The sequence below is a fragment of the Limisphaera sp. VF-2 genome (assembly GCF_049537125.1).
Lineage (GTDB): Bacteria > Verrucomicrobiota > Verrucomicrobiia > Limisphaerales > Limisphaeraceae > Limisphaera.
In genome coordinates this window covers 1115504-1142292 of sequence record NZ_JBMVQY010000001.1, presented here as the reverse complement: position 1 = coordinate 1142292, position 26789 = coordinate 1115504, and the positions used below count along the sequence as shown (strand labels likewise).

Below are 26789 nucleotides of genomic sequence, written 5' to 3'. Positions count from 1 at the left end.
CAGACGTCATGCGGCGTGCCCTCCGGGGTGTGCCTGTCGCATCTTTTTTGTTGCCATGGGCCGGTGGGGCTTGGCATGAGCGCTAATGTGAGCACTTTTTTGCTCGGAATCGCCGGGCTCGGGTTGCTGGTGGGGATGGCCACCGGTGTCCGGGCGCCGAGGTGTTGGCTGGGTTCGGTCCTGGCGGGTGCGCTGTGCGCACTCGGCGCGTCGGTTTGCACTCTTGTTACGGGGCAAGTTTGGGAGTGGGAGTGGGCCGTTGCGGTGGGCGGCCAGGTTGTGCATCTGCAGCTGGACGCGCTCAGTGCGTTGTTTCTGGCACTGCTGAGTGTGGTGGGGGGTGTGGGGACCTTGTACGCCCGGCAGTACTGGACCGACCGGGAGCATCCCCGGTCGGCCCCGGCGGGGCGGGTTTGGTGGTGTGTGCTGTTGTTGGGTTTGGGGTTGGTGCTTTTGGTGGCGAACGGCCTGCATTTTTTGATGGCATGGGAGTTGTTTGCGATTGCGGGCTACTTCCTTGTGACACTGGATCGGCGGTCGCCGGCGGTTCGTGAGGCGGGCTGGTTGTATTTGGCGGCTTCCCATCTGGCGACGGTTTGTTTGTTTGCGTTTTTCGGGTTGTGGGCGGCGCGGACGGGCAGTTGGGAGCTGGGCCCTGTGCGGGAGCGCGTGGAGTTGGCGCCCTTGTTTTGGCTGGCGCTGGTGGGTTTTGGGGTGAAGGCGGGTGTGTTTCCGCTTCATGTCTGGTTGCCGGCCGCTCATGCCAACGCGCCGAGTCATGTCTCGGCGATGTTGTCGGGGGTGACGCTCAAGATTGGCGTTTACGGGCTGGCGCGGTTCAGCGGGTGGCTGCCGGTCCCGGAGTCTGCCGGCTGGGTGGTGGCCGTGTTGGGGGCGGTCAGTGCGGTGTTGGGCGTGGCGTTTGCGCTGGGGCAGCATGATTTGAAGCGTCTCCTGGCTTATCACAGCGTGGAAAACATCGGGATCATTCTGTTGGGGTTGGGCATTGGCATGGTGGCGGCGGGACAGGGAGAAGCGTTCTGGGGCCGGTTGGCTCTGGCCGGCGCGCTGCTGCACGTATGGAATCATGGCCTTTTCAAGTCGCTGTTGTTTTTGGGGGCCGGCTCGGTCGCCCACGCGACCGGCACGCGGGAGATGAGCCGGTTGGGTGGGTTGTGGCGTCGCATGCCGTGGACCGCGGGGTTGTTTGGCCTGGGGGCGGCCGCGATTTCGGCGTTACCGCCCCTGAACGGGTTTGTGAGCGAGTGGCTTTTGTTTTCCGGGCTGATGGAGGCAGCGCTGACACGCGGGGCCGTGAGCTGGCTGGCCATTCCTTCGGTGATCTTGTTGGGCATGACGGGGGCGATGGCCGTGGCCTGCTTCGTCAAGGTTTGCGGGGTGGTGTTTTTGGGATCGCCGCGATCGCCGTTGGCGGCCGGGGCACACGAGTGTGGGGGTTGGATGCGGGGGGCCATGCTGGTGTTGGCGGCGGCCTGTGTGGCGGTGGGGTTGATGCCCACGGTGTTTTGGGGTGCAGTGGCGGAGGCGGTCGCGGTTTGGCAGCCCGGATGGACAGGAGACGGGGCTCCGGCATCGCTGGCCGCCGTGGGGCGAATGCATGTGGCGTTGGTGGTGTTGAGCGGTTTGGGGGCCGGGCTGCTGGCGTGGCGGATGCACCGCCACGGGATCAGGCGGGCGGTCACCTGGGATTGTGGTTATGCTCTCCCCACGCCGCGGATGCAGTACACGGCGGGTTCGTTTGCAGCGATCCTGACGCAGTGGTTCGCATGGATCTTGCGGCCTCGACGGGTGGAGCAGCGACCGGAGGGACCGTTTCCGCGCCGGGCCAGGTGGGAAACACATACGCCGGAGACGGTACTGGAGTTCGTGGTGGAACCGATTGGCCGGCTGGTATTGCGGGCCGCCCTGGCCCTGCGGCAGCTGCAGCATGGCCGGGTGCAGGCCTATGTGGGGTATTTGGTGGCCGGACTGCTGGGGCTGGGTCTGCTGGTCTGGGGTATTGCCAGGCAGGGTTGGCAGCCATGTTTTTGACGCTTCCTCAAATCGCGGAGTCACTGGGCGTTTCCGAGGGTGTGATCGAGGACTGGATTCGTCATGAGCGCATGCCGCACATGCGGGATGGGAACCGGGTTTTGTTCGACCGGGCCGAGGTCCTGCAGTGGGCGGCGGCACGGGGGCTGGCGCCGCGGGCGGGCTTTTTGGTGACGGAAAACGGTCCGTTGGTGAGTCGTTGGAGCCTGTCGGAGTTGTTGCGCGCGGGCGGGGTGTGGCGGGGCGTAAAGCCGGGGGATGTCCTGGACGTATTGGCGCGGGTGCTGGACCGGTTGCCGGGCGTCACGGCCCCGGTGAGACGCTTGTTGGAGTCACGGCTCCGGGCCGCTGGGGGGATCACGTGGGCTCCGGCGGGAAACGGGATGGCGCTGCCGCACCTGAGTCAACGGGTGGTCCTGGGCGCGGGCTCGGGGTTGGTGGCGCTGCTGCATCTGGAGGAGGGGTTCGAGGCGGCGGGGCCGACCCCGGATGGTGTCGCCGTGCAAAGGATGTTGTTTTTCGTGGCACCGACCCCGCGAGCCCATCTGGATTTGCTCGCGCGATTGAGTCGGGCGGTTGCCAGTGGGCCGTTTCGGCAGGCGCTGCTGGCCGGGGCGGGCGATGAAGCTCTGTTGGCGGCTGCTGCGGAGGTGGACAGGGGCGGCCCAGAAGTCGGAGCCGGGACATGAAAGGAGAGCGAGAAACTTTGTGGATTGAGCCGGGCAAGCGGGTTCGCGGGTCCGGCGGGTGGTCCGGCCCGTAGCCGCGAGACCTGGTGACCGGGAAAGGAGCCGATGAGAGAAGGAAGCCTCGAGTGGCTGGCACGACTGGCTGTATGGGTGCTGATGGCGCCGCTGCTGCCGGGTGTGATCAACAAGGTCAAGGCCTGGGTTGCCGGCCGTCGTGGTCCGCCGGTGCTGCAACTGTATTACGATCTGGTGCGTCTGTGGCGCAAGGAATCGGTGCTGAGTGAGGCGGCCTCACCCGGCTTTGTGGGCGTGACCGTGGTGGCGTGGGTGGCGCTGCTGCTGGCGGCGTTCCTGTTGCCGCTGGGGCCGTGGGGAAGCGGCACCGGCTTTTCCGGGGACGTGGTGCTGTGGTTGGGTCTGCTGGCGCTGGCTCGCTTTTGCCTGGCGTGGGGGGCCTTGGAAACGGGTTCTTCGTTCGAGGGCATGGGTGCGGCGCGGGAGGTGAGTTTTGCGGTGCTGGCCGAGGCATCCTTGTTGGCGGCCGTGCTGACCCTCGTGATCCAGAGCCAGAGCCTGAGTTTGGCGACCCTGTTGTGGCCGGCCGCGGGCGCTGCCGCGGGGTTGTGGGCGGCGGGGATGTTTTTCGTGTTGCTGGCGGAGAACTGCCGTGTGCCCTTCGACGATCCCAACACGCATCTGGAGTTGACGATGATTCACGAGGTGATGGTGTTGGATCATAGCGGGCCATTGCTTGCGGCGGTTTTGCACGGGGCGGCGCTGAAGTTGATGATGTTTTCCGTGTGGCTGGTGGAGGCGGTGCTGCCGTTGGGTACGCTGCGAGGGGGGGCGGCCCTGGCGGCATTGGCAGGGGGCGTGCTGGTTGTGGCAGTGGGGGTGGGCCTGGTGGAGTCGTTCATGGCCCGGGCGGCCTTCCGCCGCGTGCCGTTGTTGCTGACCACAGCCTTTTTGTTGTGTGTGTTTGCATTGCTGGTGGCGTGGAGGGGCCGGGTGTCATGAGCGGGGTGGTGAACGCGCTGATCGGGGTGGTGATGGGGCTCAACCTGTGGGCCCTGGGAACGAGCCGCCTGCCCACGCTGATCGCGGTGGTGTCGCTGCAGGGAACGCTGCTGGGGGCGCTGCCCTGGTTGATGGAGCCGGGGGCGGATTGGCGGCTGAGCGCGGTGGCACTGGCAACGGTCGTGGTCAAGGGTTGGGTGATTCCGCTGCTGTTGCGGCGTGCGATGCGTGCGGCTCATGTGGATCGCGAGGTGGAGCCGTTTCTCGGATTTGTGCCGTCGTTGTTGTTGGGGGCCGGCGGCACGGTGGCGGCGCTGGTGTTGGCCGGTGCCATGCCGGTCCTGGAGGAGCACCACGGCAGCTTGTTGGTGCCGGGATCGCTGGCCTCGCTGTTCACCGGATTGGTGTTGCTGATGGGGCGGTCCAAAGCCATGGCGCAAGTGTGCGGCTATTTGATCCTGGAAAACGGCATTTACCTGTTTGGGCTGCTGTTGATTCGGTCGATGCCCCTGCTGGTGGAGGCGGGCATCTTACTGGATGTCACGGTGGGGGTGTTCATCCTGGGCATTGTGGTGGACCGGATTCAGCGGGCTTTTGATTCGCTGGACACGCGCAAGCTGACGGTGTTGCGAGAATGAGAGAGCGGCTTTTGGTGCTGGTTCCGCTGGTGGCGGCGATGGGTGCGGCGGTCTGGCCGCACGAGCGGACACGCTCGTGGTGGTTGCCGGCGGCCGGGGGGCTGCACACGGCAGTGGCGCTGTGGTTGCTTTGTGCGCCGCCGGAGGTGTCGCCAGGCGGGTGGTGGGGCTTTGATGCATTGGCGCGGGCGATGCTGCCGGTGGTGTCCCTCCTGTTCCTGTTGTGTTCGTGGTACGCGGTGACGTATCTGAGGTTGCGCCAGGAGCGGCCGAACCGCGTGTTTGTGGCATCGTTGCTGGCCGTGCTCGCTTTGGTGAGTGCGGGGCATCAGGCGCGGCATTTGGGGCTTTTGTGGATTACCACGGAGGCGGTGACCCTTGCCGCGGTGCCCCTGTTGCATTTCAACGGCACGCCCCGGGCCTTCGAAGCCACGTGGAAGTATCTCCTGGTTGGTGGTACGGGGATTGCCCTGTCGTTGTTGGGCTCCTTTTGTCTGGGCTATGCCTCTCTGCACGGCGCGGGGCGCGGGGATCTGACCTTTGACGGGCTTACGGCGGAAGCGGCGCAACTGTCGAGGCCCTGGCTGTTGGCGGCATGGGTGTTGATCCTGGCAGGTTACGGAACGAAGATGGGACTGGCCCCCATGCACACATGGAAGCCCGATGCCTACGGTGAAGCACCCGGGGTGGTGGGGGCTCTGTTGGCCGGGGCGGTGACAACCGTGGCGTTTGCCGCAATTCTGCGGGTGCGGGCCGTGGTAGAGGCAGCGGGGGCTGGTGCGGTGGCCGACCGCAGCCTCGCGGTGCTGGGGCTGTTTTCCCTGGGGGTGGCCGCGCTGATGCTGCTGGGTACGCGGGATTTCAAGCGAATGCTGGCCTATTCGAGTGTGGAGCACATGGGGATTCTGAGTGTCGGGGCGGCCATGGGTCGGGCCGGGCTGTGGGCGGCGTTGTTTCATGTGTGGGCGAACAGCCTGAGCAAGGGAGCCCTGTTTTTGAGCGGGGGGAATTTGCGCCGGGCCGGCGGCGGGCGGACCATGGATGAAGTGGCCGGTTTGTCGATGGTGACGCCGATGTCCGGGGGGATTTTTGTGGCGGGCTTGCTGGCGGTCACGGCCTTTCCACCCTTTGCTCCGTTCTTCAGTGAGCTGCGGGTCCTGCGAGCGATGTTGGAGGAGGGGCACGGTCTTGCGGCGGGGGTGTTGTTGGGGGGGCTGCTGCTGGCGTTCCTGGGGTTGACGCGGGTGACGTTGGCGGTGTGGGACGGCCGGCCCCGGCTTCGTTCGCGCGAGGTGGCGCGCCGATACCCGGAAACACCGGGGGTGATTTGGCCCTGCCTGGTGTTGCTGGGATTGTCGTTGTGGCTGGGCGTGGCGACGCCGGACGTTTTGCAGGAGGCATGGACTGCAGCGGTCAACCAGTTCCACCGTTGAGATGAAGGGATCAAGTCCTTTTGCATGGATGGTGAACGGGACCGCCACGGCACTGTCGTGCGTGCCGGAGTGCGGAATGACGGATTTGGTGGAGGCGACTGCGAAGGAGCTGGACCGCGGGGCACGGTTGTGTGCGTGGTTCGGAGTGGCGGAGGGTCCGAAGACCCGGGTGGTGGCGGTGCTGGCGTATGACGCCGATGGTGTCCTGGGGGTGGCCTGGAGCTCTCCGTTCCGCGGAGCCTATCCCTGTTTGACCGTGCGGCATCCGCAGGCGCACTTGTTCGAGCGGGAGTTGTGGGAGCAATTCGGAGTGGAGCCCGCGGGGCATCCCTGGTTGAAATCGGTGCGGCGCATGGGGCCGGGGGCTCCGCTGCAGGGGACGTTTTTCCAAGTGGAGGGTGCCGAGGTTCATGAGGTGGGGGTGGGCCCGGTGCATGCAGGCATCATCGAGCCCGGGCATTTTCGGTTTCAGTGCTTTGGTGAGGAAGTGCTGCATTTGGAGATTGCGCTGGGCTATCAGTATCGGGGCGTGGAGGAGGCCCAGGTCGGTGGGCCGCACGGCAGGACGCTATGGCAGATGGAGACGGTGGCGGGGGACACGACCGTGGGACATGCCACCGCGTATGCGATGGTGAGGGAGGCGCTTTCGGGGGTGGAGGCGCCGTTGCGGGCCCAGTGGTTGCGTGCGGTGGCACTGGAGCTGGAACGACTGGCCAATCATACCGGTGACCTGGGGGCGTTGGCGGGGGATGTGGCGTTTCTGCCGACCGCAGCCGCCTGTGGTCGACTTCGGGGGGAGTTTCTGAATCTGACGGCCTTGATTTGCGGGAATCGGTTCGGGCGCGGACTGGTACGGCCGGGTGGATGTCGTTGGGATCTGGAACCGGAGCGATCGGCAGCGTTGAGGAAGAAGTTGGCGGGCGTGCTGGAGGAGGTGGCGGAGGTGGTGGGCTGGTTGTGGGAGGCAAACTCGGTGCGCGCGAGGTTCCAGGGGACCGGTCGGCTGGAGTTGACGCAGGCGCGCTCGCTGGGCCTGGTGGGAGTGGCGGCGCGGGCTTCGGGGTTGGTGCGTGATGTCCGATTCGATCACCCGGCCGGATGGTATCGCTTTGCGCAACTGCCGGTGGCGGTCTGGCCGGATGGCGATGTGTATGGTCGGGCCAAGATTCGGGACCTGGAGATTCAGCGTTCCGGGGCGTTGTTGTTGCAGCAGTTGGAAGCGGGCCCGGAGGGAGAGCTGAAGACGGAGGTGGGGCCTCCGGGACCGGACGCGGTGGCGGTGGCCCTGGTGGAGGGCTGGCGCGGCGAGATTTGTCATGTGGCGGTGACGGGGCCGGATGGTCGTTTTCGGCGGTACAAGATCGTGGATCCCTCGTTTCACAACTGGACGGGATTGGCCATGGCGATGCGGGGACAGGCCATCTCGGACTTTCCGCTCTGCAACAAGAGTTTCAACCTGTCGTATTGCGGTTTTGATCTTTGAGTGTGTTTACGTTGGAAACCATCCTTCATCGGTGGCGACGCGGGTGCGAGACGATTCCTTATCCGGACGGACCTGCGCCGGCGTTGCCGGATCGTTACCAGGGCGCACTGCGACTGGACCCTGCCCGATGTGCCGAGCGCTGTCGCGAATGCCTTTCGGTTTGTCCCACGGAAGCCCTTGTGACCCGCGATGGCGGGCGCGTGGGACTCGATCTGGGGAAGTGTATTTTTTGCTGGCAGTGCGTCGAGGTGTGCCCGACGAAGGCGGTTGCACCGACCGGCGATTTCCGGATGGCCGTGCGCCGGCGGGAGGATCTTTGGCTGGGGGCGCCGGGTCGGGAGGAGCTGCGCCTGGCCACGGCGCTGGACGAAAAGTTGAGGCGTCTGTTGGGGCGGTCGTTGCGGTTGCGCCAGGTGAGCGCCGGCGGTTGCAATGCTTGCGAGGCAGACACCAATGTGCTCGGCACGATCGGCTGGGATTTGGGCCGGTTTGGGATTCAGTTTGTGGCCTCCCCGAGGCATGCCGACGGTCTGCTCATCACGGGTCCCGTGAGCCGGAACATGGAGCTGGCGCTGCGCAAGACTTACGAGGCGGTTCCGGAACCCCGGATGGTGATCGCGGTGGGGGCCTGTGCCATTGCCGGGGGGCCGTTTCGAGGGCACGCAGAGGTGTGCGATGGCGCGGATCGGGTCGTGCCGGTGGATCTGTACATTCCGGGCTGTCCGCCTCATCCCCTGACGATTCTGGACGGTTTGTTGCGGCTGGTGGGGCGGCTGGAGGAAAGGTGCCGGCGGGGCGCGTGAGGGCCGGAGGGGAAGAAGAGCCCGGGTGCGGGCCAGGGGGCGTGGATCGGAAGAATCGGGCGCGCCCGGCAAGGTGGGGTGGATTACGAGGGAGCCGGGGCGCGGACGTGGGCGGGTGCTTCGCCGTCGGCTCTGGGGGGCTCGGCGAGCTTGCGGGTGATGAGTTCGGAGGCGTCCCGCATGTCGTAGGGTTTGGCCAGGACGCTGACGTTGAGTTGGGCCAGGCGAGCGCGCAAGGGTCCGTCCAGGTACCCTGACGCCAGCACCAGGCGAACGTGGGGCCAGCGTTGGGCGACGGCTTCGATGAGTTCGAGGCCGTTCATGCCGGGCATGCTGTAGTCGGTAAACAGCAGATCCACCGGCGGGTTGGCGGTTTCGAGGATGCGCAGGGCTTCGGGGCCGCCTTCGGCCACCAGGACTTCCAAGCCGGCGGCCTCCAGGAAGCTGCGGGTGAAATCGCGCAGAAGGTCCAGGTCGTCCACCACCAGGACACGGCCACGGCCCTGGACCAGGGGCGCCACGGAGCGTTCCGGCAGGGGGGCCGGGGCTTCGGAAGACAGGGGCAGATAGAGATGGAAAGCGCTTCCCTGGCCGAGGGTGCTTTCCACCTCGATGAAGCCGCCGGCTTCTTCGGTGATGCGTTGGACGATGGGCAGGCCCAGGCCGGTGCCCTTGCCGCGGGCCTTGGTGGTGAAGAAGGGCTCGAAGATGCGGGGCAGGAGGTCCGGCGGGATGCCGGTGCCGGTGTCGCGCACGGTACAACGGGCGAAGAGGGTGCCGGGGTGGAGATGATGGCGTTGGGCCTGTTCCGGAGCGAGTTCGACGCGGGCGGTTTCGAGGGTGATGGTGCCGCCGTTGGGCATGGCATCCTGGGCGTTGACGCAGAGGTTGAGGATGGCCTGGCTGGCACGGGTGGAGTCGATGCGCACGGGCAGCGGATCCGGGCTGGTCAAGGTTTGGAGGGTGACATTGCCGCGGAGGGTCCGGCGGGCCAGCACAAGGGCTTCCTGGAGCAGCTGGTTGAGGTCGAGGACGGCGCAGTTGTCGGGGGTTTCCCGGCTGAAGGAGAGGAGCTGCTGGGTGATGTCGGCGGCACGGGCGGCGGCCAGGTCGATTTGTTCGATCTCGCGGCGGAGTCGGCTGTCGGCCTGGGTTTCGCGCAGGAGCAGGCCGCAGTTGCCGCGGATGGCTTGGAGGAGGTTGTTGAAGTCGTGGGCAACGCCGGCGGCCAGCGTGCCGATGATTTCCATTTTTTGGGCCTGGAAGAGTTGCTGCTGGAGTTCGTGGTAGTGGGTTTGATCGGTGATGTTGCAGATGAGGCCGCGGACCTGGGAGCCGTCGATCCAGGGGGAGACCTTCACCAGCCAGTGGCGTCCGTCGGGGCTTTGATAGCGGTTGTCGGCGGGCCGACCCGTTTGGAGGACTTCGCGGAAGACGCGTTCGAGTTCGGCGCGCCGGCCTGGGTCGGGCACGTAATCGAGGAGGTTGCGGCCGAGGAGCGGGGGCACGTCGATGCGCAGGCCGCCGTGTTCGGGTGGCAGGTGACGCCACCCGTCATTGGCGTGGGTGAGCCGGAAGTCGCAATCGAGGCTGTAGATGGCGCCGTCGAGGGATTGGAGGATGCTGTGGATGAAGTCGCGCTGGACGCGGAGTTGTTCTTGGAGCTGGATGCGGACGGTGATGTCCCGTTCGCAGGCCACATAGCCCATGAACCGGCCGGCCATGTCGGAGATGGGCGAGATGGTGGCCTCGACGTGGTAGGGGGTGCCGTCGCGGCGGACGTTGACCAGTTCGCCGATCCACTCCCGGCCCTGGGTGACGGTGTCGAGGTAGGCCTGAACTTTTTCCTGTTCGAAGGGGGCGCGCAGGAACGCATCCGGTCGGCCCAGGACCTCTTCCATGCTGTAGCCGGTGGTGGTTTGGAAGGCCGGGTTGACATAGGTAATGCGGAGGTCCGCATCGGCGAGAAAGAAGACATCCGGGGTGGCGTCGATGGCGGTGATCAGGCGTTGGATGTGGGCCTCGAGGCGGAGGCGCCGGCTGACGTCTTTGAAGATGAGGAGGAAGGGGTCCTCGCCGAGGGGAATGATTTCCACGTCGACGGGCAGGTGGGGCGCGCCTTCCCGCAGCGTGATGACGGAGTGGAGGATGTCGGGCCGGGCGGGCTGACGTTGCAGCAGCAGTTTGAGTTTTTGGTCTGCGGGCGGGGCCAGCCACTGGAGGATTTGGAGGGGGGGCGAATCGGCCGTGGCACCGCCGTTCCAGTGGAAATGTTGTGCGGCGCGGCGGTTGAATTGCAGGACTCGACCGTCGCGGTGGCACACCACCTGGGCATGTTCGGCGGCCTCGAAGGCGGCCTGCCACCAACGGCAGACCACCTCGGGGGCCGGTCTTGGGCATGGATCCGACCGGTGCAACATGCGATGCAATCCCGTGCGCCGGTGGCCTGATCAGCAGTAGACCACCAGCGATTGGGTTATCGGCTGGATCCGGTGATGGTTAAGGAGCTTTTCGATGAAGGTGGCGTTGAGCCGTTGGCCTTCAGGGATCAGGAGCAGGCCGTTGGCGGTGTAAACGCCCCGCGCGAGGACCATGCCGGGTCGGAGCTCCGACAAGGAAACTTCGCGTTCCCGGCGGGGCAGTTCGACGGTTTGCAGGGCCTGGAGGAAGATGCGGACCGCCTCGGGGTCGAACGCGGTGCCGGCTTCCTGTTTGATGCGTTCGGTGGCGTCGGTGGGCGGCAGGGGGCTGGAGGCGTAGGCGACGGCGACGGCCAGGAGCCGTGCCAGCCAGGGAATGTTTTCTCCCACCAGTTGGTCGGGGTAGCCACTGCCGTCGTAGCGTTCGTGATGAGCACGGATGATTTGTCCCACCTGGTCGAGATCGCTGGTGAACCCGGCCAGTTCCTGGCCGAGGATGGGATGTTGCTCGATCAGGGCTTTTTCCGCGGGGTTGAGGGAGTGGGGATCGTCCTGCCAGCGTCGGATGATCTGGCGGGGCACGCCCACCAGGCCGATGTCATGGAGCAGTGCGCTGCTTTCAAGGACGCGGCGGTCCTGGGGCGAGAGCTGGGCGATCTGGGCCATGGCCTTGCAAAGGGTGGCGACGCGTCGCGCCTGGCTGCCCAGGGAGGGGTAGAAGGTTTGCATGGTGTGAACGCAGAGCTCCAGCGAACGCATGAGGTTGCGCTCGAGGGCGGCGTTCATTTGGGCCAGCTGTTCGTTTTGCTGCGCGACCAGTTTGACCTGTTGTTCGAGGGAACGGTTCAGCTCGACGAGCTGTTCGTTCATCGCCTGGGTGGCGGCCTGGAGGTGGGCGTTCTGGCAGATCAGTTCGTAGCGTTGGACCGCGTTTTTGACGGTGGCCAGGAATTCTTCGCGGAGCCACGGTTTGACGATGAAACGGTAGATTTCGCCCTTGTTGATGGCTTCGATGACGGTGTCGAGACTGAGGACGGCGGTGATGAGGATGCGGGTGGCAAAGGGCTGGAGTTGGCGGGCCCGGGCAAGCAGTTCGAGCCCGGACAGGCCGGGCATGCTCTGGTCGGTGATGATGACGGAGAACTCTTGTTGCTTGAGGAGTTCGAGCGCGGCCAGAGGGTCGGCCTCGGTGACGACGTCGTAGGGGGTGCGCCGGAGGGTTTCGCGCAGGGCGGCCAGGACGATTTCCTCGTCGTCCACGACCAGGATCGGGGGCGGGGTGGTTTCGGATTCGAGTTTGGGCTCGGCAACGGGGTTCATGGGTTCAAGGGGCATCCAGAACGGAACGGAGTCGCTGCTGCCACTCGGCAGCGGGCAGATCGGCTGGCAACACCAGGTCCACTCGTTCCAGCAGGGCGGTGTCCAGCTCGTCCTGGTTGCAGGCGGTCAGGAAAAAGGTTTTCAGAGGCAGCTTCTCGGCGCGGACGCGGTCCAGCAACTGACCATGTGGCCGCCCGCCCTCGGTGCAGAGGACCATCAACCCGGTGAACTGGAAATAGGGGGAATGGAGGAGTTCCAGCGCCTCCGATTCGGAGTGGGCCGGCGCGACGTAGAGACCGGTTTCGCGGAGGCGGGCGACCAGTTGATCCAGGGCGGTACCGGGTGGGCCGAGGACGAGGAGGGTGTGACGGACACCGCGCAGGGGAGAGGAGGAGGGCGCGGAGGATTGGGGCTGCGCGTCCAGCTCGGCCTGCGGGAACCAGAGATGGAAGGTGGTGCCCTGGTTTTCGGCGGTTTCGACGGAGATGGCGGCGCCGTGGCGCTCGGCGAACAGCCGGGTGTTGTAAAGGCCCAGGCCGGAACCTTTGCCCAAAGGCTTGGTGGTGAAAAAGGGATCGAAGATGGTGTGGAGCAGGCGGCTGGGAATTCCCATGCCCGTGTCCTGGACGGCCAGGCCAATGAGCGGCAGTCGCGGCCACTGCCCCTGCAGGGGTGTCATGGGCGGCAGCTCGTGGTGGATGGAGGTGCGAAAGGTCAGTTGCCCTCCGTTGGGCATGGCCTCGGCGGCGTTGAGGGCGAGGTTGACCAGCACCTGGCGCAGTTCGACGGCATCCAGATAAACAGGGCACTGGCCGGCTGCCAGCTCCACGACCACCTTCACGCGCCGCGGCAGCACCTTGCGGAGGATCTCGGCCATGGAGCGAACGATTTCATTCAGGTCGTGGAAGTTCTTTTCGCCGGGCATGCCCTGGTGCAACTGGCGGAAGCGATGGGCCAGTTGGCTGGCCTCCATGGCGGTGGTGCGGATGAGTTCCAGACCTTCGCGCAGGCGGCTGTTGGCTTCCAGTTCGGCCTGGTAGGTTTCGCTCAGCGAGATGATGCCGGTCATGATGTTGCAGAAGTCGTGGGCCAGGCCGAGCGTGAGGGTGCCGAGGGTTTCCTTCCAGGACATCGTGAGCAGGCGGCGTTCGGCCACGGTTTGCCGGGTGATGTCCAGCCAGAGACCTTCATAGCCCAACAGGAGCCCGCCGGAGGTGCGGAGAGGTTGGCGGTATTCCCAGAGGTAACTGACGCGACCGGTGTGGAGATGGCGGATGCGGTAGGTGAGGACACCCCCTTGTTCGGGCCAGTCGGCGCGGCGGAGGCGGTGGAGCAGCATCTCCGCGTCGGCTTCGTGCACGACGCGCCAGAAATAGTCGGAGCTGCGTCGCCATTCGCGGGCGGGCACGCCGGTGAGTTCCTCGACGCGGGGGCTGATGTAGCTGAAGCTGAAATCGGGGCGCTGACTGAACAGGATCCCGGGCCACCGCAGATTGAGGTTTTCCAGTTGGGCTTCGGCCCGCAGCAGTCGTTGATAGGCCTGATGCGCGGCCACGCGCCCCCAGCGTTCCGGGGGGAAAAGGCTTTCCCATTCTCGGGCGGGAGGCAGGGCGGATTCGAGGCGGACGAACCAGTCCGGCCCGTGGCGACAGACGTCCACCACCAGGCGTTCCGGTCCGGGCGGATCTTCGGCAAACAGCTCGATGCGATCGAAGTCGGCGGCCGTTTGGAGAAAGTCGGAGAATGCGCCCTCCCAGGCGCGGTGGCGTCGGCCCAGCAGCGAGGGCAGGGAGCAGCCGGGCAGGTCCCGGGGCGGGATGCCCAGCCAGAGGGCCAGACTGTCATTGGCGCTCTGGATGCGTCCGTTGGCATCCAGGACGACCAGTCCGTTGTCCAGCAGGGATGGAAGGTTGGTGCCCGCCAGTGTTGGGCGTGCATTGAACTCCGAGCCGGGGTCGGAGTGTCCTGGTTGCCGCTGTCTGCCGCTGACCGCCTGCTTCATACACTGGCTTTGGTCCGCGGAGGTTGTCCGGCCTCGCCGCAGGTGCCGGTCACGACCGCGAAAGCGAGTTCTGCGCCTCGATCCGGAGCCGCGGGTGCGCAGGCCCCATTGGGCCCGCATGGGCCGCCGCGGTCTCACGGCTTGCGCCGGTGCAAACTCATTTCCAGCGTTCCCACTGCCATTTCTGACAGATTGGGGCCCTGGGAACAAGTAACAATTTCCGGTTGTGGGCGGCTCGGGGGGCACCTGACGGCGCGCGGTGGCCTCGGGCACGGGGACCGGGCGGTCCGCGTCGGGCATGGGTTGGAGGCCGTGGGAGGAAAAAGCAGGAGTTCCCGCAAAAGGGCCCCCGGAGCGGCCAGGCGCCGGGTGCAGGGGCGGTTCATGAGAGGGTTCGCTGGAAGGTGGGGTGTCTGCAGCCCGCGCGTCCCCGACCGGGCCCGGCGGGCGACGTTTTCGGCTGTTGCCGGGGCGGTCTTTGCTTTTAAATGCCGGGTGCCATGTCATGGTTGGATGAGCTGGAACCATTGAAGCAACAAGCGTTGGCCGCGTTTGCGTCCGCGCAGGACTTGACCGGTCTGGAGCAGGCCAAGGCGGCGTGGCTGGGCAGCCACGGGCGGTTTACGGGGCTGATGAAACAATTGGGCTCGCTGCCCAAAGAAGAACGCCCGGCTGCCGGCCGGGCCATCAACGCGGCCAAGGCGGAGTTGGAACAGGCCCTGGCCGAGCGGCGGCGTCAATTGGAGTTGGAAGCGGCGCGGCCCAGGGTGCCGTTTGACTTTACCCTGCCCGGGCGTCGTCGGCCGGTGGGCCGCCTGCATCCCTTGACCCAGGTGGTCGAGGACATCGTGCGCAGTTTCCGACGGCTCGGGTTTGCCGTGGCCGACGGCCCGGAAATCGAGGATGAGTATCACTGCTTCGATGCGTTGAACACGCCGGCGGATCATCCGGCGCGCGACACGCAGGACACGTTTTATCTGCCCGATCCTCCGGGCCGGGGAGGGCGCTGGCTGCTGCGCACGCACACGTCCAGTGTCCAGATTCGCGTCATGGAAAGTCAGGCGCCCCCGGTGCGGATCATCGTCCCGGGTCGCGTGTACCGGCGGGACAATGCCGATGCAACGCACAACCCGACGTTTCATCAAATCGAGGGGTTGTATGTGGACCGGGGAGTCACGGTGGGCGACCTCAAGGGAACGGTGGAATTCGTGTTCCGCGAACTGATGGGGTCCGATGTGCGCATCCGGTTTCGGCCGCATTACTTCAGTTACACCGAGCCGAGTTATGAAATCGATTTCAGCAACGCGCTGACCCGCAAGATGGGACGGGAATGGCTGGAGATTGCGGGCTGCGGAATGGTCCATCCGGTGGTGTTCGAAACGGTCGGCTACGACCCCGAGGTGTGGACGGGTTGGGCCTTTGGCTTCGGCATCGAGCGCATTGCCATGTTGCGATACGGGATCACCGATATTCGGCTGTTTTACGAGAACGATTTGCGGTTTTTACACCAGTTTTAACCGCGCAGGATGAGAAGACCACCGGGGCGGGCACGGGCCGGTGGGCCTCACCGAATCTTGCGGTTTCCAATCAACACGAGGGAGGGTCGGTGCAGGGAGGTGCTCTACGTGATCCGGGGGGGAGGAGCCCTGGTCCCGCCCGCGTCCGGCGGTGGACGGCGAGCGGGAGCCTGGTGGGGATGCTGCTGTGCTTTGCGGCGATCTGCGGCGTGGCCCAGGTCGATCCAGAGCTCCGGGAACTTGTGCAATTCGGCTACAACCAGGCCCTCGCCGGCCACGCTCCGTTTTCCGGTTACGCCTTTTACTATCGAAATCAACCGGGATTTCTGACGTCGAATGCGACGCTGCGACTGGCGGTGGCACCCGTGTATCTGGACAGCGAGCTGGCCTGGCGCGGGGCGCTGGGGCCGCGGACGCATTTGGCCCTGGGATTGGCCGGGGGCGGGTTTGCGGAGAGTTACAACGAGATTCGCCGGGGCCGTTACATCGAGGCGGAATCCTTCCAGGGGCACGGAGGCTCGGTCTCGCTGAGTCTGTATCATCGGCTCGATCCGGACTGGCGCGTGCCGCTGCACGCGGTGGTGCGGGTCTCGGGCCATTATGTGGATTATGACGAGAGCGACGAGACGGCTCCGGAGTTTGCGGTGCCCCCGGATCATTTCGAGTGGCGGGTGCGGACGGGACTGCGATGGGGCGGCCGGGAACCCGTCCTGTTCCCGCGGTCGGCACTGGAATTGTCGGTGTGGCACGAGTGGGAAGGCCGCAGCGAGCCGGGTCGGTACGGATTCGGCGGAGATCGGAGTCTGGAGTCTGCGGTGCAGCGTTGGTGGGCCCGGGCGACGGTGGCGCATACGCGGCGCAACGGACTGCAGTTTTCCGCCGGGGTTACGGCGGGCGGGAGTGCGGACGCCGACCGGCTCGGGTCGTATCGGTTGGGCGCCCTCCTGCCGCTGGGAGCCGAATTCGCACTGAGCCTGCCGGGTTACTTCTATCAGGAACTGAGCGCGGAAAGCTTTGTGCTGGGCAATGCGGCGGTGTTGTGGCCGTTGGATGAACGGCGGCGGTGGCACTGGACGGTGATGGGCGCGAGCGCCTGGGTGGATGATCTGCCCGGGGTGCCGGTGGCGGGCCGGTGGCACCACGGGGTGGGCCTGGGGCTGGTGTATCAGTCGGCTGTATGGCAGGTGGCGCTCGGCTACGGGTACGGCGTGCGCGCGTTGCGGTCGGACGGTCACGGCGCGCACAGTGTGGGTCTGTTGATCCAGGCTGACTTGCGGCGAAGTCGCGCGGCCCTGTTGGGCCCGGGGAGTCCTTTCCGGTCGCGCGCCCTTTTCCGGTGGCTGGGTGGGCAGTAATCCCCGCCGAAAAGACGCGAGGTGTTGGCCGGTGGGGAGGCTGAACCGTGGCTCCCCCGAAAGGGTGACTTGTGCCGTCCGGCTCTTCTGAGGAGATTTAAGCGCCATGATTGTCACGGCGACGCCAGGGACGAGCCGGATGAGGAGTCTGTTGCGCTGGGTCGGATGGTCCACCGGGATTTGCTCCCTTGCGGCGTGCGCACAAACCCGGGTTTTGGAGGGGGGCACGCACACGTACCCGGGCCTGACCAATGTCACCGTGGTGGTCACAGGGCGTTGTGAGCTGCGCTTGACCAGTGGCGTTCAGCCCCTGGTGGGTTCGGTGGTGCATCTGGATTCTCCCGACGCTTATTTGGTGTTCACGGCCCTCCGCCCTTCGGCCGTGGGCGCCGGACTGCTGTCGCAGATTCGAATTGCCGGCGCCGGCGCCGTGGTCAACAGCAACTGTCGCGTGGTCCCTTATGGCGACGGCGCGGTCGTGGTGCCGCACGGCAGTTCCTTTCGTCCCCTGGAGGTCTTCACCGGGCCGCATTTCACCGGGGCTTCCACCTCCCTGACGTTTTATGTTCATCACCGGGGACCCGGATTGGGGGCGTTCGAAGGGCGGATCGAATCCTTTCGGCTCAAACGCGGCCACGCCGTGACACTCGCCGAACGCGAGGATGGCACGGGTTACAGCCGGAACTACGTGGCGGCGGATGGGGACGTGGAGCTGGGCGTGCTGCCGCCGCAGTTGAGCGGCAAGGTGCGCTTTGTCTACGTGGTTCCGTGGCGGTGGACTTCGAAGAAGGGTATCGCGGGCGACATCGAGGCCGGGCTGAACGTGGGTTGGAAATACAACTGGAACCTCAACCAGAACTCCGGTGCGGACGTGGAGTATGTGCCGATCAAGCAGAACCGCTGGTGGCCGAGCCTGGCGCAGGACTGGCGAAGCCGGGGCTCGGTGCATTTGTTGGGCTACAACGAGCCGGACCGCCCCGACCAGGCGAACCTGAGCGTGGCGGAGGCCCTGGCGGCATGGCCGGAGTTGCTGGCCACCGGCCTGCGCGTGGGCTCGCCCGCGCCCTCCGATGGTGGCCGCAGCAGCTCGCTTTATCCCTTCCTGCAGCAGGCGGACGCCGCCGGTTTGCGGGTGGATTTTGTGGCGGTCCACTATTACTGGTGTTGGAACCCGGCCGATCCCGCAGGCGCGGCCAACCAGTTTTACAACTTCCTCAAGGCCACCTACGACCAGGTCAGGCGTCCCCTTTGGATCACCGAGTGGAACAACGGCGCCAACTGGACCAGCTGCGCGGATCCCACCTTCGCGCAGCAGGCGGCCTGTATTGCGGCGATGATTCAGATGCTGGAGGAAACGCCGTGGGTGGAGCGCTACGCGTTGTACAACTGGGTCGAGGATGTACGCCGCGTGAAGTGGGACGACGGTTCCCTGACCTCGGCAGGTGCGGTGTACCGCGACCAACCCTCGCGCATCGGGTATCTGCAGGTGGCGCCGGAACCGGGGACGCGTGGCATCGGCCAGTACTCGTTCGACGACCACGTGCGGGATGAATCGGGACATGCCAACCATGGCGTGACCACCGGCAGTCCGGTCTTCACCAACGGCGTGCGGGGCCGGGCCCTGGTGTTCGACGGGGTGCAGACACGGGTGAGCCTGCCGCCGGGGATGGTGCGGGCCAATGGCTTTTCCTTCGCCGCCTGGGTGTATTGGCGGGGCGGAGGCAACTGGCAGCGCATCTTCGATTTCGGCAACAGCACGACGCACTACATGTTTCTGACGCCGCGCAGCAGTGCGGGCACCTTGCGGTTTGGCCTGCGGAACGGGGGCACGGAACAGATGGTGGAAACGGCCGGGTTCCCGGCCAACCGGTGGGTGCACGTGGCGGTCACGTTGAGCGCCAGCAGTGCACAGATTTATGTCAACGGCGTGCGCGTGGCTTCCAACGCCACCTCCATCACACCGGCTGCCTTCCAGCCGCGATACAATTTCCTGGGACGAAGTCAATGGCCGGCGGACCCGCACTTCAACGGGTTCATGGACGAGGTTCTGATCACGGACTACGTCCTCACTGGAGAACAAATTGCCCGGCTGATGACCAATCAGCCGCCGCAATTCCCGAACCGTGTGTTCGACTTGGGCACGGTGATCCAGGGGCAACCGTGGACGGCCTCCCTGGCGGGGTCCGCCCGGGATCCGGATCCGGGAGACAGCCTGGTGGGTTTTCGCAAGGCTGCCGGACCGGACTGGGTGCAGGTGGGCCTGGATGGACGGCTCAGTGGAACCCCCGGCCCCTCGGATGTCGGTCCCCAATACATCACGGTGCGCGTGACCGATCAGGCCGGCCTGAACGATTACGCGGTGGTGAAGGTACAGGTCCAGGCCGTGTTCGGCAGTGGACGTTGGGCGGTGGACGCGGACGGTCTGTGGGGAGATCCGTCGCGGTGGAGCGAGGGGCAGATCGCGCACGGACCGGGGCAAACCGCCGACTTCAGTACGTTGAACATCACCTCGCCCCGGACAGTGTGGCTCGACAGCCCGCGCACGATCGGGACGCTGCGTTTCGGAGATGTGAGCGGAGGGCAGGGTTGGAGTTTGCAAACGACCAACGAGGCCATCCTGACGCTGGACTCCGGCAGCAGTGCCCCGCCGGCCATCGTGGTGACGAACCTGGTGACGCTGGCCGTGCCGTTGGCCGGTACCAACGGCTTCGCCAAATCGGGTCCGGGTCTGCTGATCCTGGCCGCAAGTAACAGCTTGTCCGGTGCCGCTTATCTGGACAGCGGCAGCAGCAGTGCGGCAGATGGGCGCGTGCGGGCGGCACATCCCGCTGCGCTTCGCCATTTGAGCCGGATCTTGTTGCGCAACAACAACAGCGGCAGTTCGACCCTGGAATTGGAAGGCGGAGCGGGCGGCATCGACGTGCCGGCCACCGTGGTGGTGAATTGCCGAAATCACGCCACACCGGCCGTTCGAAATCTGGAGGGGACCAACCAGCTGAACGGGCCGGTGTACCTGGAGGTCGGCGGCGACCGGGTGGTCTTCCAATCCGACTCGGGTCTGCTGGTGCTGGCCGGCCCGGTGCAGTACATCGGCAGCCTGACCGGAGGGCGGAACCTGGTGTTCACGGGCTCGGGGCACCACCGCGTGACCGGGCCGATTCGTGCATCCACCAATGGGGCACCCCTGGGATTGATCAAGAGCGGCGCGGGCACGCTGACGTTGGCGGGCACGCACACGTACACGAACACCACGAGCGTCCAGGGCGGCACCCTGTGGGTGAACGGCACGCTGGGACCGGGCCCGGTGGTGGTAAGTGCCGGGGCCGCGTTGGGCGGCACCGGGGTCATCCCGGGAGCGGTCACTTTCCAGGCGGGGGCGGTTTGTGCGCCGGGTGCGAACGAGGTGGGACGGCTGACGTTGTTGCAACCGCTGAGCCTCCCCGCGGGGAGCACGTTGTGGATTGCGGTGGATCCGCTGCTGCGGACCCAGGCCGTGTTGCGCGCACTGGGTGGGTTGTCCGGTACGGCGACCTTGGTGGTGACGAATCGCACCGGGGAACCGGGCGCCTTTCGGGCAGGGGACGTTTACGAGTGGTTCGAAGGGGTGGATTTGCGGGTGACCTTTGCCTCCGTGACCCTTCCTCCGTTGCCCCTCGGGTTGGCGTGGGACACGAACCAAATCCATCAGGGCCGCATTCGCGTGGTGCGTTCGGGGGTTTCCGAGCCGCCCCGGGTTCAGTGGGAGGCGGTCCCCGGGTCGGGCGCGTGGCGCATCCAATGGCCCGCAGCCTACCGCGGCTGGATTTTGGAGACCAATGCGACCGACCTGACCAATCCCGCTGCCTGGTTCCCGCTGCCCGATTCGGCCTTTACGCAGGAATGGGAAGTCCGGCCGACGGGCACTTCAGGCGGGGTGTTTTACCGACTGCGGGCGCCGTGAGGCTCGGGGCGGGTCGTGTCGGCCCCGGCTGGCGGTCCTGAGGGACCAGGGGGCACGGCCTCGCCCAGCAGGCACTGCAAAACGGCGATGGCGTCCCGATAGTCCGGGATGACGACGTCGGCGCCCACGCCGCGCAAGCGCTCGCGTTTCCAGGGATCGAACCGGCCGGAGCCGTTATGGGCTTCATCGCTGGCCACGGCCACGGCCAGGCCTCCCACGGCCCTGGTGTTTTCGATTTCCACGTAGCCATCGCCAAAGGCCAGGAGTTGGGCCCCGGTGATGCCGTTTTCGCGGAGGATGCGCTCGATGACCTTTTGTTTGCTGAAGGACTGATAATCGTCGCGGGCTCCGTAGATGCGCGGACCGAAGTAGTGCGCGATGTCGAGCAATTGCGCCTCCTCGCGCACGAACGGTTCGTCCGTGCCACTGGCCAGGTAGAGGGTGAACCCGCGGGTGACCAGGTGTTCCAGAAACGGCCGGGCGCCGTGGACGAGGTACGTGTCCGGGGGCGTTTGACGGTGGCGCAAAGCCTCCTTGCGATGAGCGATGCGCGCTTCCAATCGGCGCAGATACTCGTGCTTGTACCAGAGCGGGTCGCGCGGAACCCCGCCCCGTTCGCGGATGCGTTCCGTCAACTGGATCATCTGGTAGATGGTCTGCTTGCCATTGAGCCGCATGATGTCCTCGTAGGCCAGACGGCGTCGTTCTTCTTCGGTTTCGCCCGGCAGGGGCGGCAGCCACTCCACGAACAAGGGGACCATGACTTCGGGCCAGCCCTGGCGAATGAGGGAAAGCGTGCCGTCGAAATCGAACAGCACATGCGACAGGCCGGGACGCGGACGGAATTCCGGGCTGAACTCGACGGGGCCGATGAACTGGACGGTTGGGGGCATGGTGGACACGGCTCGGGGGAGAATCGGCAGGCACCCTAACGGGCGGGTGGGGACGCGCCGTCGCGGTTGGGAGGGGAAGATCGGGCCGCGGGCGGGATTTGATCGGGGTCGGGGCCCGGCAACGGCACGGGGGCGCGGAGTTTCTTGTAAAGCCAGGCTTCCACCGGGCGCAGGGGGCGGAGCCATCGGTAGAAAGGCGAATAGATGAGACGAATCCGGATCACCGACAACAACATGGTGAGCGAGGTGCGGAAGAGTCGGACCTTGGAGCCCAGTTGATCGGTCCATTCGGTGGGCACTTCCAGGATGCGGCAGCCGGCGCGTTTGAGGCAGTAGAGGAGGTTGATGTCGAACGCCATATCGGCGATGGTCAGGTTGGCGTGGATTTTCTGGACGGCCTCCCGGCGCATGACCTTGGCGCCGCACTGCGTGTCGCGGATGTTCATCCAGAAAAGGAGCTGCACGATGGCGTGGAAGACGCGACTGGCGAAGCGGCGCCGGCTGCTTTGGGGGATGTGCAGCACGGCCCCCGGAAGCCAGCGCGACCCGATCACACAGTCGGCCTCGGGCAGTCGGCGTACCAGGGCATGAAACGCGGCGGGCGGGGTGGCCCCGTCGGCGTCGACATAACCAATGGCCTCGGCCTGACCGGCCAGTTTGAGTCCTTCAATCAACGCGCCACCCTTGCCGATGGGATCGGGAAACTCCAGCCAGCGGATGCAAGGATGTTCGCGGGCGACGCGTTCCACCACCCCGCGGGTGTTGTCGCGGCAGCCGTTCAGCACCACGACGATTTGGAACGGGGCGGTATAGTGTTGCTCGAAATACTCGGCGTACCGCCGCAGGACCGGCTCGATGCGGCGCTCCTCGTTGTAGGCCGGAATCAGAAGCAACAGGCTTGGTTCGGGCGTGCCCATCGAGGGGCAGGTTGCGGAAAACCGTCGGGATTTGCAAAGCCCGCCTGTGGGAGGTCGGTGGGTCGGGAGCGGGGGTTCCCGGACGTCGACCGGGGGAAACCGGGCCCGGGCAGTGCAGGCGCGGGCCCACGCAGGGAAGGACCGGTCAACGCGGCGCAGGAGGGTGCGGCCCTGCAGGAGCTGGCCGGGCGATCAAGGCGTTGGTGCCGGGGTCCAGCCAGGCCGTCAGACGGAAACGATCGTGCTGCAGACACCAGGCGACGTCGTCGTGGAGTTCCGGCAGGGCCAGAAGCCGCCGCGCGTTGGCGGAGTGCTGCAGGGCCCCGGACAGGTCCGCTCCTGCCCCGCGCCATGCCCGCCATGCCACAGACGCCGCATCGGTCAGATGAGACTCCAGGTTTGCCCTGCTCCACTGTTCGATGAAAGCGCCCGCGGCCAGCACGTCTTCCAGGGCCGGGTCCGGGCCGGTCCCGGCACAGATCAGCAAGACGCGATCGGGTCGCAGGGCCCGCACGGCCTCCACGGTGGCGGTGAGGTTGAGGAGGGCTCCGGCCAGAACCGCGGGCGCGTGCCGACAGGCATGGAGAGCGCGGCTGCCGTTGGTCGTGGTAAAAACGATGGTGCGGTCTTGTACGCGCTCCCGGGTGAACTCACGGGGGGAATTGCCCAGGTGAAACGCGACCCCCCCGGTCGATTCGGGCCCCGGGCGCAGGCCGCCGCGTTCGCCGGCCAGCAGCCATTCGGGATGCTGGCGATGGAGAGCCACGGCTTCTTCGAGCGTGCCAACCGGGAGGAGGGCACGCGCGCCATGGGCCAGGGCGGTCACCGCCGTGCTGGTGGCACGCAGGATGTCGAATACCACACAGGCGGCCCCGGCCAGGTCTGTAGAGGTCAAACGTTCCCAGTCCGCGGGCCCCAGGCGCGTGTCCAACACGGATCCCATGACCGCGGGCTCCCGGGCGCGCAGGAGCGTCGAAGGGGCTCAACCCAGGAACGCCGCGTGCACGGCGCGCATGGCGTGCTCGGCACGGGCCAGATCGATCACCACCGAGATCTTGATCTCGCTGGTGGAGATCATGTCGATGTTGATGCCCTCCCGGGCCAGCACTTCGAACATGCGGGCGGCCACGCCGCTGTGGCTCTTCATGCCCACGCCGACGATCGAGAGTTTGCCGATGTTTTCGTGGGCCAGGATTTGACGGAACCCCAGTTCGGGCTGGAGTCCCTCGATGACGTGACGGGCCTTGGCCAGGTCGGCCTTGTCCACGGTGAAAGACAGGTCGGTGGTGGGCGGACCGTCGCCGTGGCTGATGTTTTGAACGATCATGTCCACATTGATGGCGGCGTCGGCCAGGGCCCGAAAGATCCGCGCAGCCACACCGGGCCGGTCGGGCACGCCCACCAGCGTGACTTTGGCCTGGTTTTTGTCCAGGGACACGCCGCGCACCACGATGCCTTCCATGCTTTTGGTTTCCTCTTTCACGATGGTTCCCGGGTTGTCGTTGAGACTGGAACGGACTTCAAAAACCACACCGAATTTTTTGGCGAACTCGACCGAGCGGCTTTGCATGACCTTGGCGCCCAGGCTGGCCAGCTCGAGCATTTCGTCATAGGAGATCTCCTCCAGTTTGCGGGCGGTGGGCACGATGCGTGGATCCGCGGTGTAAACGCCGTCCACGTCGGTGTAAATCTGACAGAGGTCCGCCTTCAGCGCCGCCGCCAGGGCAATGGCGGTCAGGTCCGACCCGCCCCGGCCCAGGGTCGTGATCTGGCCGTCCGGTGTTTCGCCCTGGAAGCCGGCGACGATGACGACGGAACCGGCATTCAGCAATTCGCGCACGGCCTTGGGGGTGATGTTGCGGATGCGTGCCTTGGTGTGGATGCCGTCCGTGACGATGCCGGCCTGGGCGCCGGTGAGAGAGACGGCCGGGATCCCGAGGGCATGCAGGGCCATGGCGGTCAACGCAATCGTCTGTTGCTCGCCCGTGGCCAGCAGCATGTCCAGTTCGCGTTCGTTCGGCAGCGGGGTGATTTCCTTGGCCAGCCGGATCAGGCCGTCGGTCACGCCGCTCATGGCGGACACGACGACGACCAGCTGATCGCCGCGTTGATGGTAACGGGCGATGCGCCGGGCCACGTTTTTGATGCGCTCGGTGTTGGCCACCGAGGTGCCCCCGTACTTCTGAACGATCAACGCCATACTTTGACTTCGGTGCGGCCGCCCGGGTTGGACAGGTTCCGCCCGATTCGGACTTCCCACGCTACGTCAACGGGCCGGCGTTGAAAAGATCCGAAAGCGATGTCCACGGACAGCGCCGGTGATTTCATCGATTGTCGATGGCGCGGGGAAAGATGAAGCTCGGCCCCCTGCAGCCTGTGACTGAGCTCGTGTCAAGGACGGTGCCTTCCACCGTCTCCGTGGGTGTCACCGCCACGGTCATCGGTGGCTTCCAGAACGTCCATGGCCCGCAACCGCCGGGCCAAAACGGCCCCCGCGCCGCAGGTCCGCCTGTACGTGCAGGCCTCGGCTGCCGCCCAACAGGCCGTTCCGGCCCAACACCGCCCCGCTGCCGAGCCCTGCGGTGGGGCTCCCTCCACGGACTCGCGACCTTCGCGACCGTGGAGCTGCCGATGCGGGTGGTCCGGGAGAAAGCCTCCGGCCACTACGGCACTTTGCCCAGGGCCCTGTTCTGCACAAAGCCACGCGCCTGCTTTCCACGGCCCTGGAACAGCAAGCCGGTGCGACGTCCACCGAACAGACCTGTCGTCCGGCCGCGTGCAGCCTGTTCCGCATCGGCATCCGGCTCAATGTCTGGAGAGTCCGGTACCTAGTCCAATGCCGCGGGCAGTGCCTGCGGGGCGAACGAGGGGAATAGCCGCCGCCCTCCCCAGGCCCGGGACGGTCTGGCGGTCCTGACCAGCGAAGCGGATCCGACCCGGCCCAGGGCCCGGCTGCACGACCGAGGCGGGCCGGCGCGGTAGTTCCGGCTCCATCTTGGGTCTCCATGACGCCGGCCGGCAGGGGCTGGCTCCGGTCGGGGCTCCCTCACCCTGCGCCTGCAAAACAAAGCTGCTGGTCTCCACTGCGCCCCTGGCGCTATCGGGTTGCCGTTTCCAACAGTGGGCTGACCCACGCTTTGCCCCGGCGTGCTACGTCCCCTTGAGCAACGGCGAACGACGGCTTGGAATGGGGGGGGCATCGGCTTGCGCCCTTTCCTTGCGCGGTGGGTGGGGGGAGGTCACTCCGACGGCGTAGCCCGGGCTGACAAAGGGCGTGGACCTCCAGCGCGTGGGTTGGCCCTTGGGAGCAAGGGACAGCGGAGGGCGCATTTCAGTGTTCGGGCCGCGGATTCGAGGATCCCAGGGCAACACCCGGTTTCCCCCGGCTTTTCCCGGGCCGAGGACGGAAAAACTCCGTCCGGCTTGCAGGGGTGCCAGCATCAGAAACGCGCCGCGTGGCCAAAGGAAGTGCAAAAGGCACTTGCGTCCATCCGTGCATTCGCCTATTGTCGGGGCTCTGTTTTACAGAAAGGACTGGCGATATGCGACGTCCCCGAGGCGTAAAAACGAGAAAGGCCGTGGCCAAGCGGTTCAAAATCACCGCCACGGGCAAGGTCCTGCGATCCCGCGCAGGCCGACGGCACTTGTTGCAGGGCAAGAGCCCCAAGCGCCGCCGTTCCCTGCGCAAGCAGGTTTTGGTGGAGTCGGCCGATGCGGAACGGGTGCTGGCCAATCTGCCCTTCAGCCACCGCGGCTAAACGCTTTTCCTCCTGCCATTGACCAGGTTCCCCTATGCGAGTCACCAACGCCCCAGCCTCCCGAAAACGCCGCAAACGAATGATCCAGGCGGCCAAAGGCTACCGGATGCGGCGTTCGAAGCTTTACCGGTACGCGTCCGACGCGGTTGATCACGGCCGGCAATACGCCTACCGCGATCGTCGCACCAAGAAACGCAATTTTCGGCGTTTGTGGCAGATCCGGATCAACGCCGCCGTGCGCGCGGCGGGCATGACCTACAGCCGGTTCATGGAGGGACTCAAGGCGGCTCAATGCGCCCTGGATCGCAAGATCCTGGCCGACCTGGCCGCGCAGGATGCGCCGGCGTTTGCCGAGCTGATCAAGCTGGCCCAAAACGCCCTGCAAGAAAAGCGGGCCAGGCTGGCTCAGGCCGCCTGACCAGCCGGGCGGGTTGCCCGGTTAATCTCTTCCGATGGCGGTCCGGGCCGTCCATCGGAGTTTTTCTTTAGAAGAGGTCGCCGCAGCGGGTTCTGGATTCGGGGTGACCGGGGACTGGGGCCGTGGAATCGAGA

19 protein-coding genes are annotated in these 26789 nt (G+C 66.0%); 12 read left to right on the top strand and 7 right to left on the bottom strand.

The window, feature by feature from the left end; all coding sequences use genetic code 11:
* Positions 1 to 75: 75 nt before the first annotated feature.
* The 7 genes from ACPDIT_RS04120 to nuoB all read left to right on the top strand — a co-directional run bounded on the left by ACPDIT_RS04120 (position 76) and on the right by nuoB (position 8115).
* Positions 76 to 2052: a proton-conducting transporter membrane subunit gene (locus ACPDIT_RS04120; RefSeq protein ID WP_423441810.1), complete on the top strand. Its 1977-nt coding sequence runs from the start codon at positions 76 to 78 to the stop codon at positions 2050 to 2052.
* Positions 2043 to 2741: an excisionase family DNA-binding protein gene (locus ACPDIT_RS04115; RefSeq protein WP_423441808.1), complete on the top strand. Its 699-nt coding sequence runs from the start codon at positions 2043 to 2045 to the stop codon at positions 2739 to 2741. Before ACPDIT_RS04120 ends, ACPDIT_RS04115 begins: the two co-directional genes overlap by 10 nt.
* Before the next feature lie 105 nt (positions 2742 to 2846).
* Complete coding sequence (locus ACPDIT_RS04110) at positions 2847 to 3758, top strand: respiratory chain complex I subunit 1 family protein (RefSeq protein ID WP_423441806.1); 912 nt, start codon at positions 2847 to 2849, stop codon at positions 3756 to 3758.
* Positions 3755 to 4396, top strand: a complete 642-nt coding sequence (locus ACPDIT_RS04105) for a hydrogenase (protein ID WP_423441804.1) — start codon at positions 3755 to 3757, stop codon at positions 4394 to 4396. The genes ACPDIT_RS04110 and ACPDIT_RS04105 overlap by 4 nt, the downstream gene beginning before the upstream one ends.
* Positions 4393 to 5829 (top strand): complex I subunit 5 family protein, encoded by a 1437-nt coding sequence (locus tag ACPDIT_RS04100; RefSeq protein ID WP_423441802.1) that lies wholly within the window; start codon positions 4393 to 4395, stop codon positions 5827 to 5829. The genes ACPDIT_RS04105 and ACPDIT_RS04100 overlap by 4 nt, the downstream gene beginning before the upstream one ends.
* Before the next feature lies 1 nt (position 5830).
* Positions 5831 to 7312 carry an NADH-quinone oxidoreductase subunit C gene (locus ACPDIT_RS04095; protein WP_423441800.1) on the top strand — a complete coding sequence of 494 codons (1482 nt, stop codon included), beginning with the start codon at positions 5831 to 5833 and terminating at the stop codon, positions 7310 to 7312.
* Positions 7313 to 7314: 2 nt separating this feature from the next.
* Positions 7315 to 8115, top strand: coding sequence for an NADH-quinone oxidoreductase subunit NuoB (nuoB, locus tag ACPDIT_RS04090; protein ID WP_423441798.1), 801 nt, complete (start codon positions 7315 to 7317; stop codon positions 8113 to 8115).
* An 83-nt stretch (positions 8116 to 8198) separates the two neighbouring features.
* Here nuoB and ACPDIT_RS04085 read toward each other — a convergent pair whose 3' ends face one another.
* The 3 genes from ACPDIT_RS04085 to ACPDIT_RS04075 are packed head-to-tail and all read right to left on the bottom strand — an operon-like array spanning position 8199 to position 13857.
* Positions 8199 to 10535 (bottom strand): PAS domain S-box protein, encoded by a 2337-nt coding sequence (locus tag ACPDIT_RS04085; protein WP_423441796.1) that lies wholly within the window; start codon positions 10533 to 10535, stop codon positions 8199 to 8201.
* A 30-nt stretch (positions 10536 to 10565) separates the two neighbouring features.
* On the bottom strand, positions 10566 to 11855 hold the full coding sequence (locus ACPDIT_RS04080) for an HD domain-containing phosphohydrolase (protein ID WP_423441794.1): 1290 nt from the start codon (positions 11853 to 11855) through the stop codon (positions 10566 to 10568).
* Positions 11856 to 11859: 4 nt separating this feature from the next.
* Entirely contained in the window at positions 11860 to 13857 is a 1998-nt protein-coding gene (locus ACPDIT_RS04075; protein WP_423441792.1) for an ATP-binding protein, read from the bottom strand.
* Between the two features lie 500 nt (positions 13858 to 14357).
* Here ACPDIT_RS04075 and pheS point away from each other — a divergent pair, with 500 nt between their 5' ends.
* From pheS to ACPDIT_RS04060, 3 genes are all read left to right on the top strand, one after another.
* A complete protein-coding gene (gene pheS / locus ACPDIT_RS04070; RefSeq protein WP_423441790.1) occupies positions 14358 to 15374 on the top strand; it encodes a phenylalanine--tRNA ligase subunit alpha in 1017 nt (338 codons plus the stop codon).
* A 179-nt stretch (positions 15375 to 15553) separates the two neighbouring features.
* Positions 15554 to 16729, top strand: a complete 1176-nt coding sequence (locus tag ACPDIT_RS04065) for a hypothetical protein (RefSeq protein WP_423441788.1) — start codon at positions 15554 to 15556, stop codon at positions 16727 to 16729.
* A gap of 139 nt (positions 16730 to 16868) precedes the next feature.
* Positions 16869 to 20669: a LamG-like jellyroll fold domain-containing protein gene (locus ACPDIT_RS04060; RefSeq protein WP_423441786.1), complete on the top strand. Its 3801-nt coding sequence runs from the start codon at positions 16869 to 16871 to the stop codon at positions 20667 to 20669.
* Here the strand turns inward: ACPDIT_RS04060 and ACPDIT_RS04055 are convergent.
* The 4 genes from ACPDIT_RS04055 to ACPDIT_RS04040 form a co-directional block, all read right to left on the bottom strand.
* Positions 20648 to 21562, bottom strand: coding sequence for an HAD family hydrolase (locus tag ACPDIT_RS04055; RefSeq protein ID WP_423441784.1), 915 nt, complete (start codon positions 21560 to 21562; stop codon positions 20648 to 20650). The genes ACPDIT_RS04060 and ACPDIT_RS04055 overlap by 22 nt on opposite strands.
* Before the next feature lie 35 nt (positions 21563 to 21597).
* Positions 21598 to 22479, bottom strand: a complete 882-nt coding sequence (locus tag ACPDIT_RS04050; protein WP_423441782.1) for a dolichyl-phosphate beta-glucosyltransferase — start codon at positions 22477 to 22479, stop codon at positions 21598 to 21600.
* Between the two features lie 145 nt (positions 22480 to 22624).
* Positions 22625 to 23422 carry a 2-phosphosulfolactate phosphatase gene (locus ACPDIT_RS04045; RefSeq protein ID WP_423441780.1) on the bottom strand — a complete coding sequence of 266 codons (798 nt, stop codon included), beginning with the start codon at positions 23420 to 23422 and terminating at the stop codon, positions 22625 to 22627.
* Positions 23423 to 23461: 39 nt separating this feature from the next.
* Positions 23462 to 24679, bottom strand: coding sequence for an aspartate kinase (locus ACPDIT_RS04040; RefSeq protein ID WP_423441778.1), 1218 nt, complete (start codon positions 24677 to 24679; stop codon positions 23462 to 23464).
* A gap of 1342 nt (positions 24680 to 26021) precedes the next feature.
* On the opposite strand from ACPDIT_RS04040, the gene rpmI reads away from it, so the two are divergent.
* Together rpmI and rplT are read left to right on the top strand one after the other, a co-directional pair.
* On the top strand, positions 26022 to 26237 hold the full coding sequence (gene rpmI / locus ACPDIT_RS04035; RefSeq protein WP_423441776.1) for a 50S ribosomal protein L35: 216 nt from the start codon (positions 26022 to 26024) through the stop codon (positions 26235 to 26237).
* Between the two features lie 34 nt (positions 26238 to 26271).
* Positions 26272 to 26655, top strand: coding sequence for a 50S ribosomal protein L20 (gene rplT, locus ACPDIT_RS04030; RefSeq protein WP_423441775.1), 384 nt, complete (start codon positions 26272 to 26274; stop codon positions 26653 to 26655).
* Positions 26656 to 26789 lie beyond the last annotated feature (134 nt).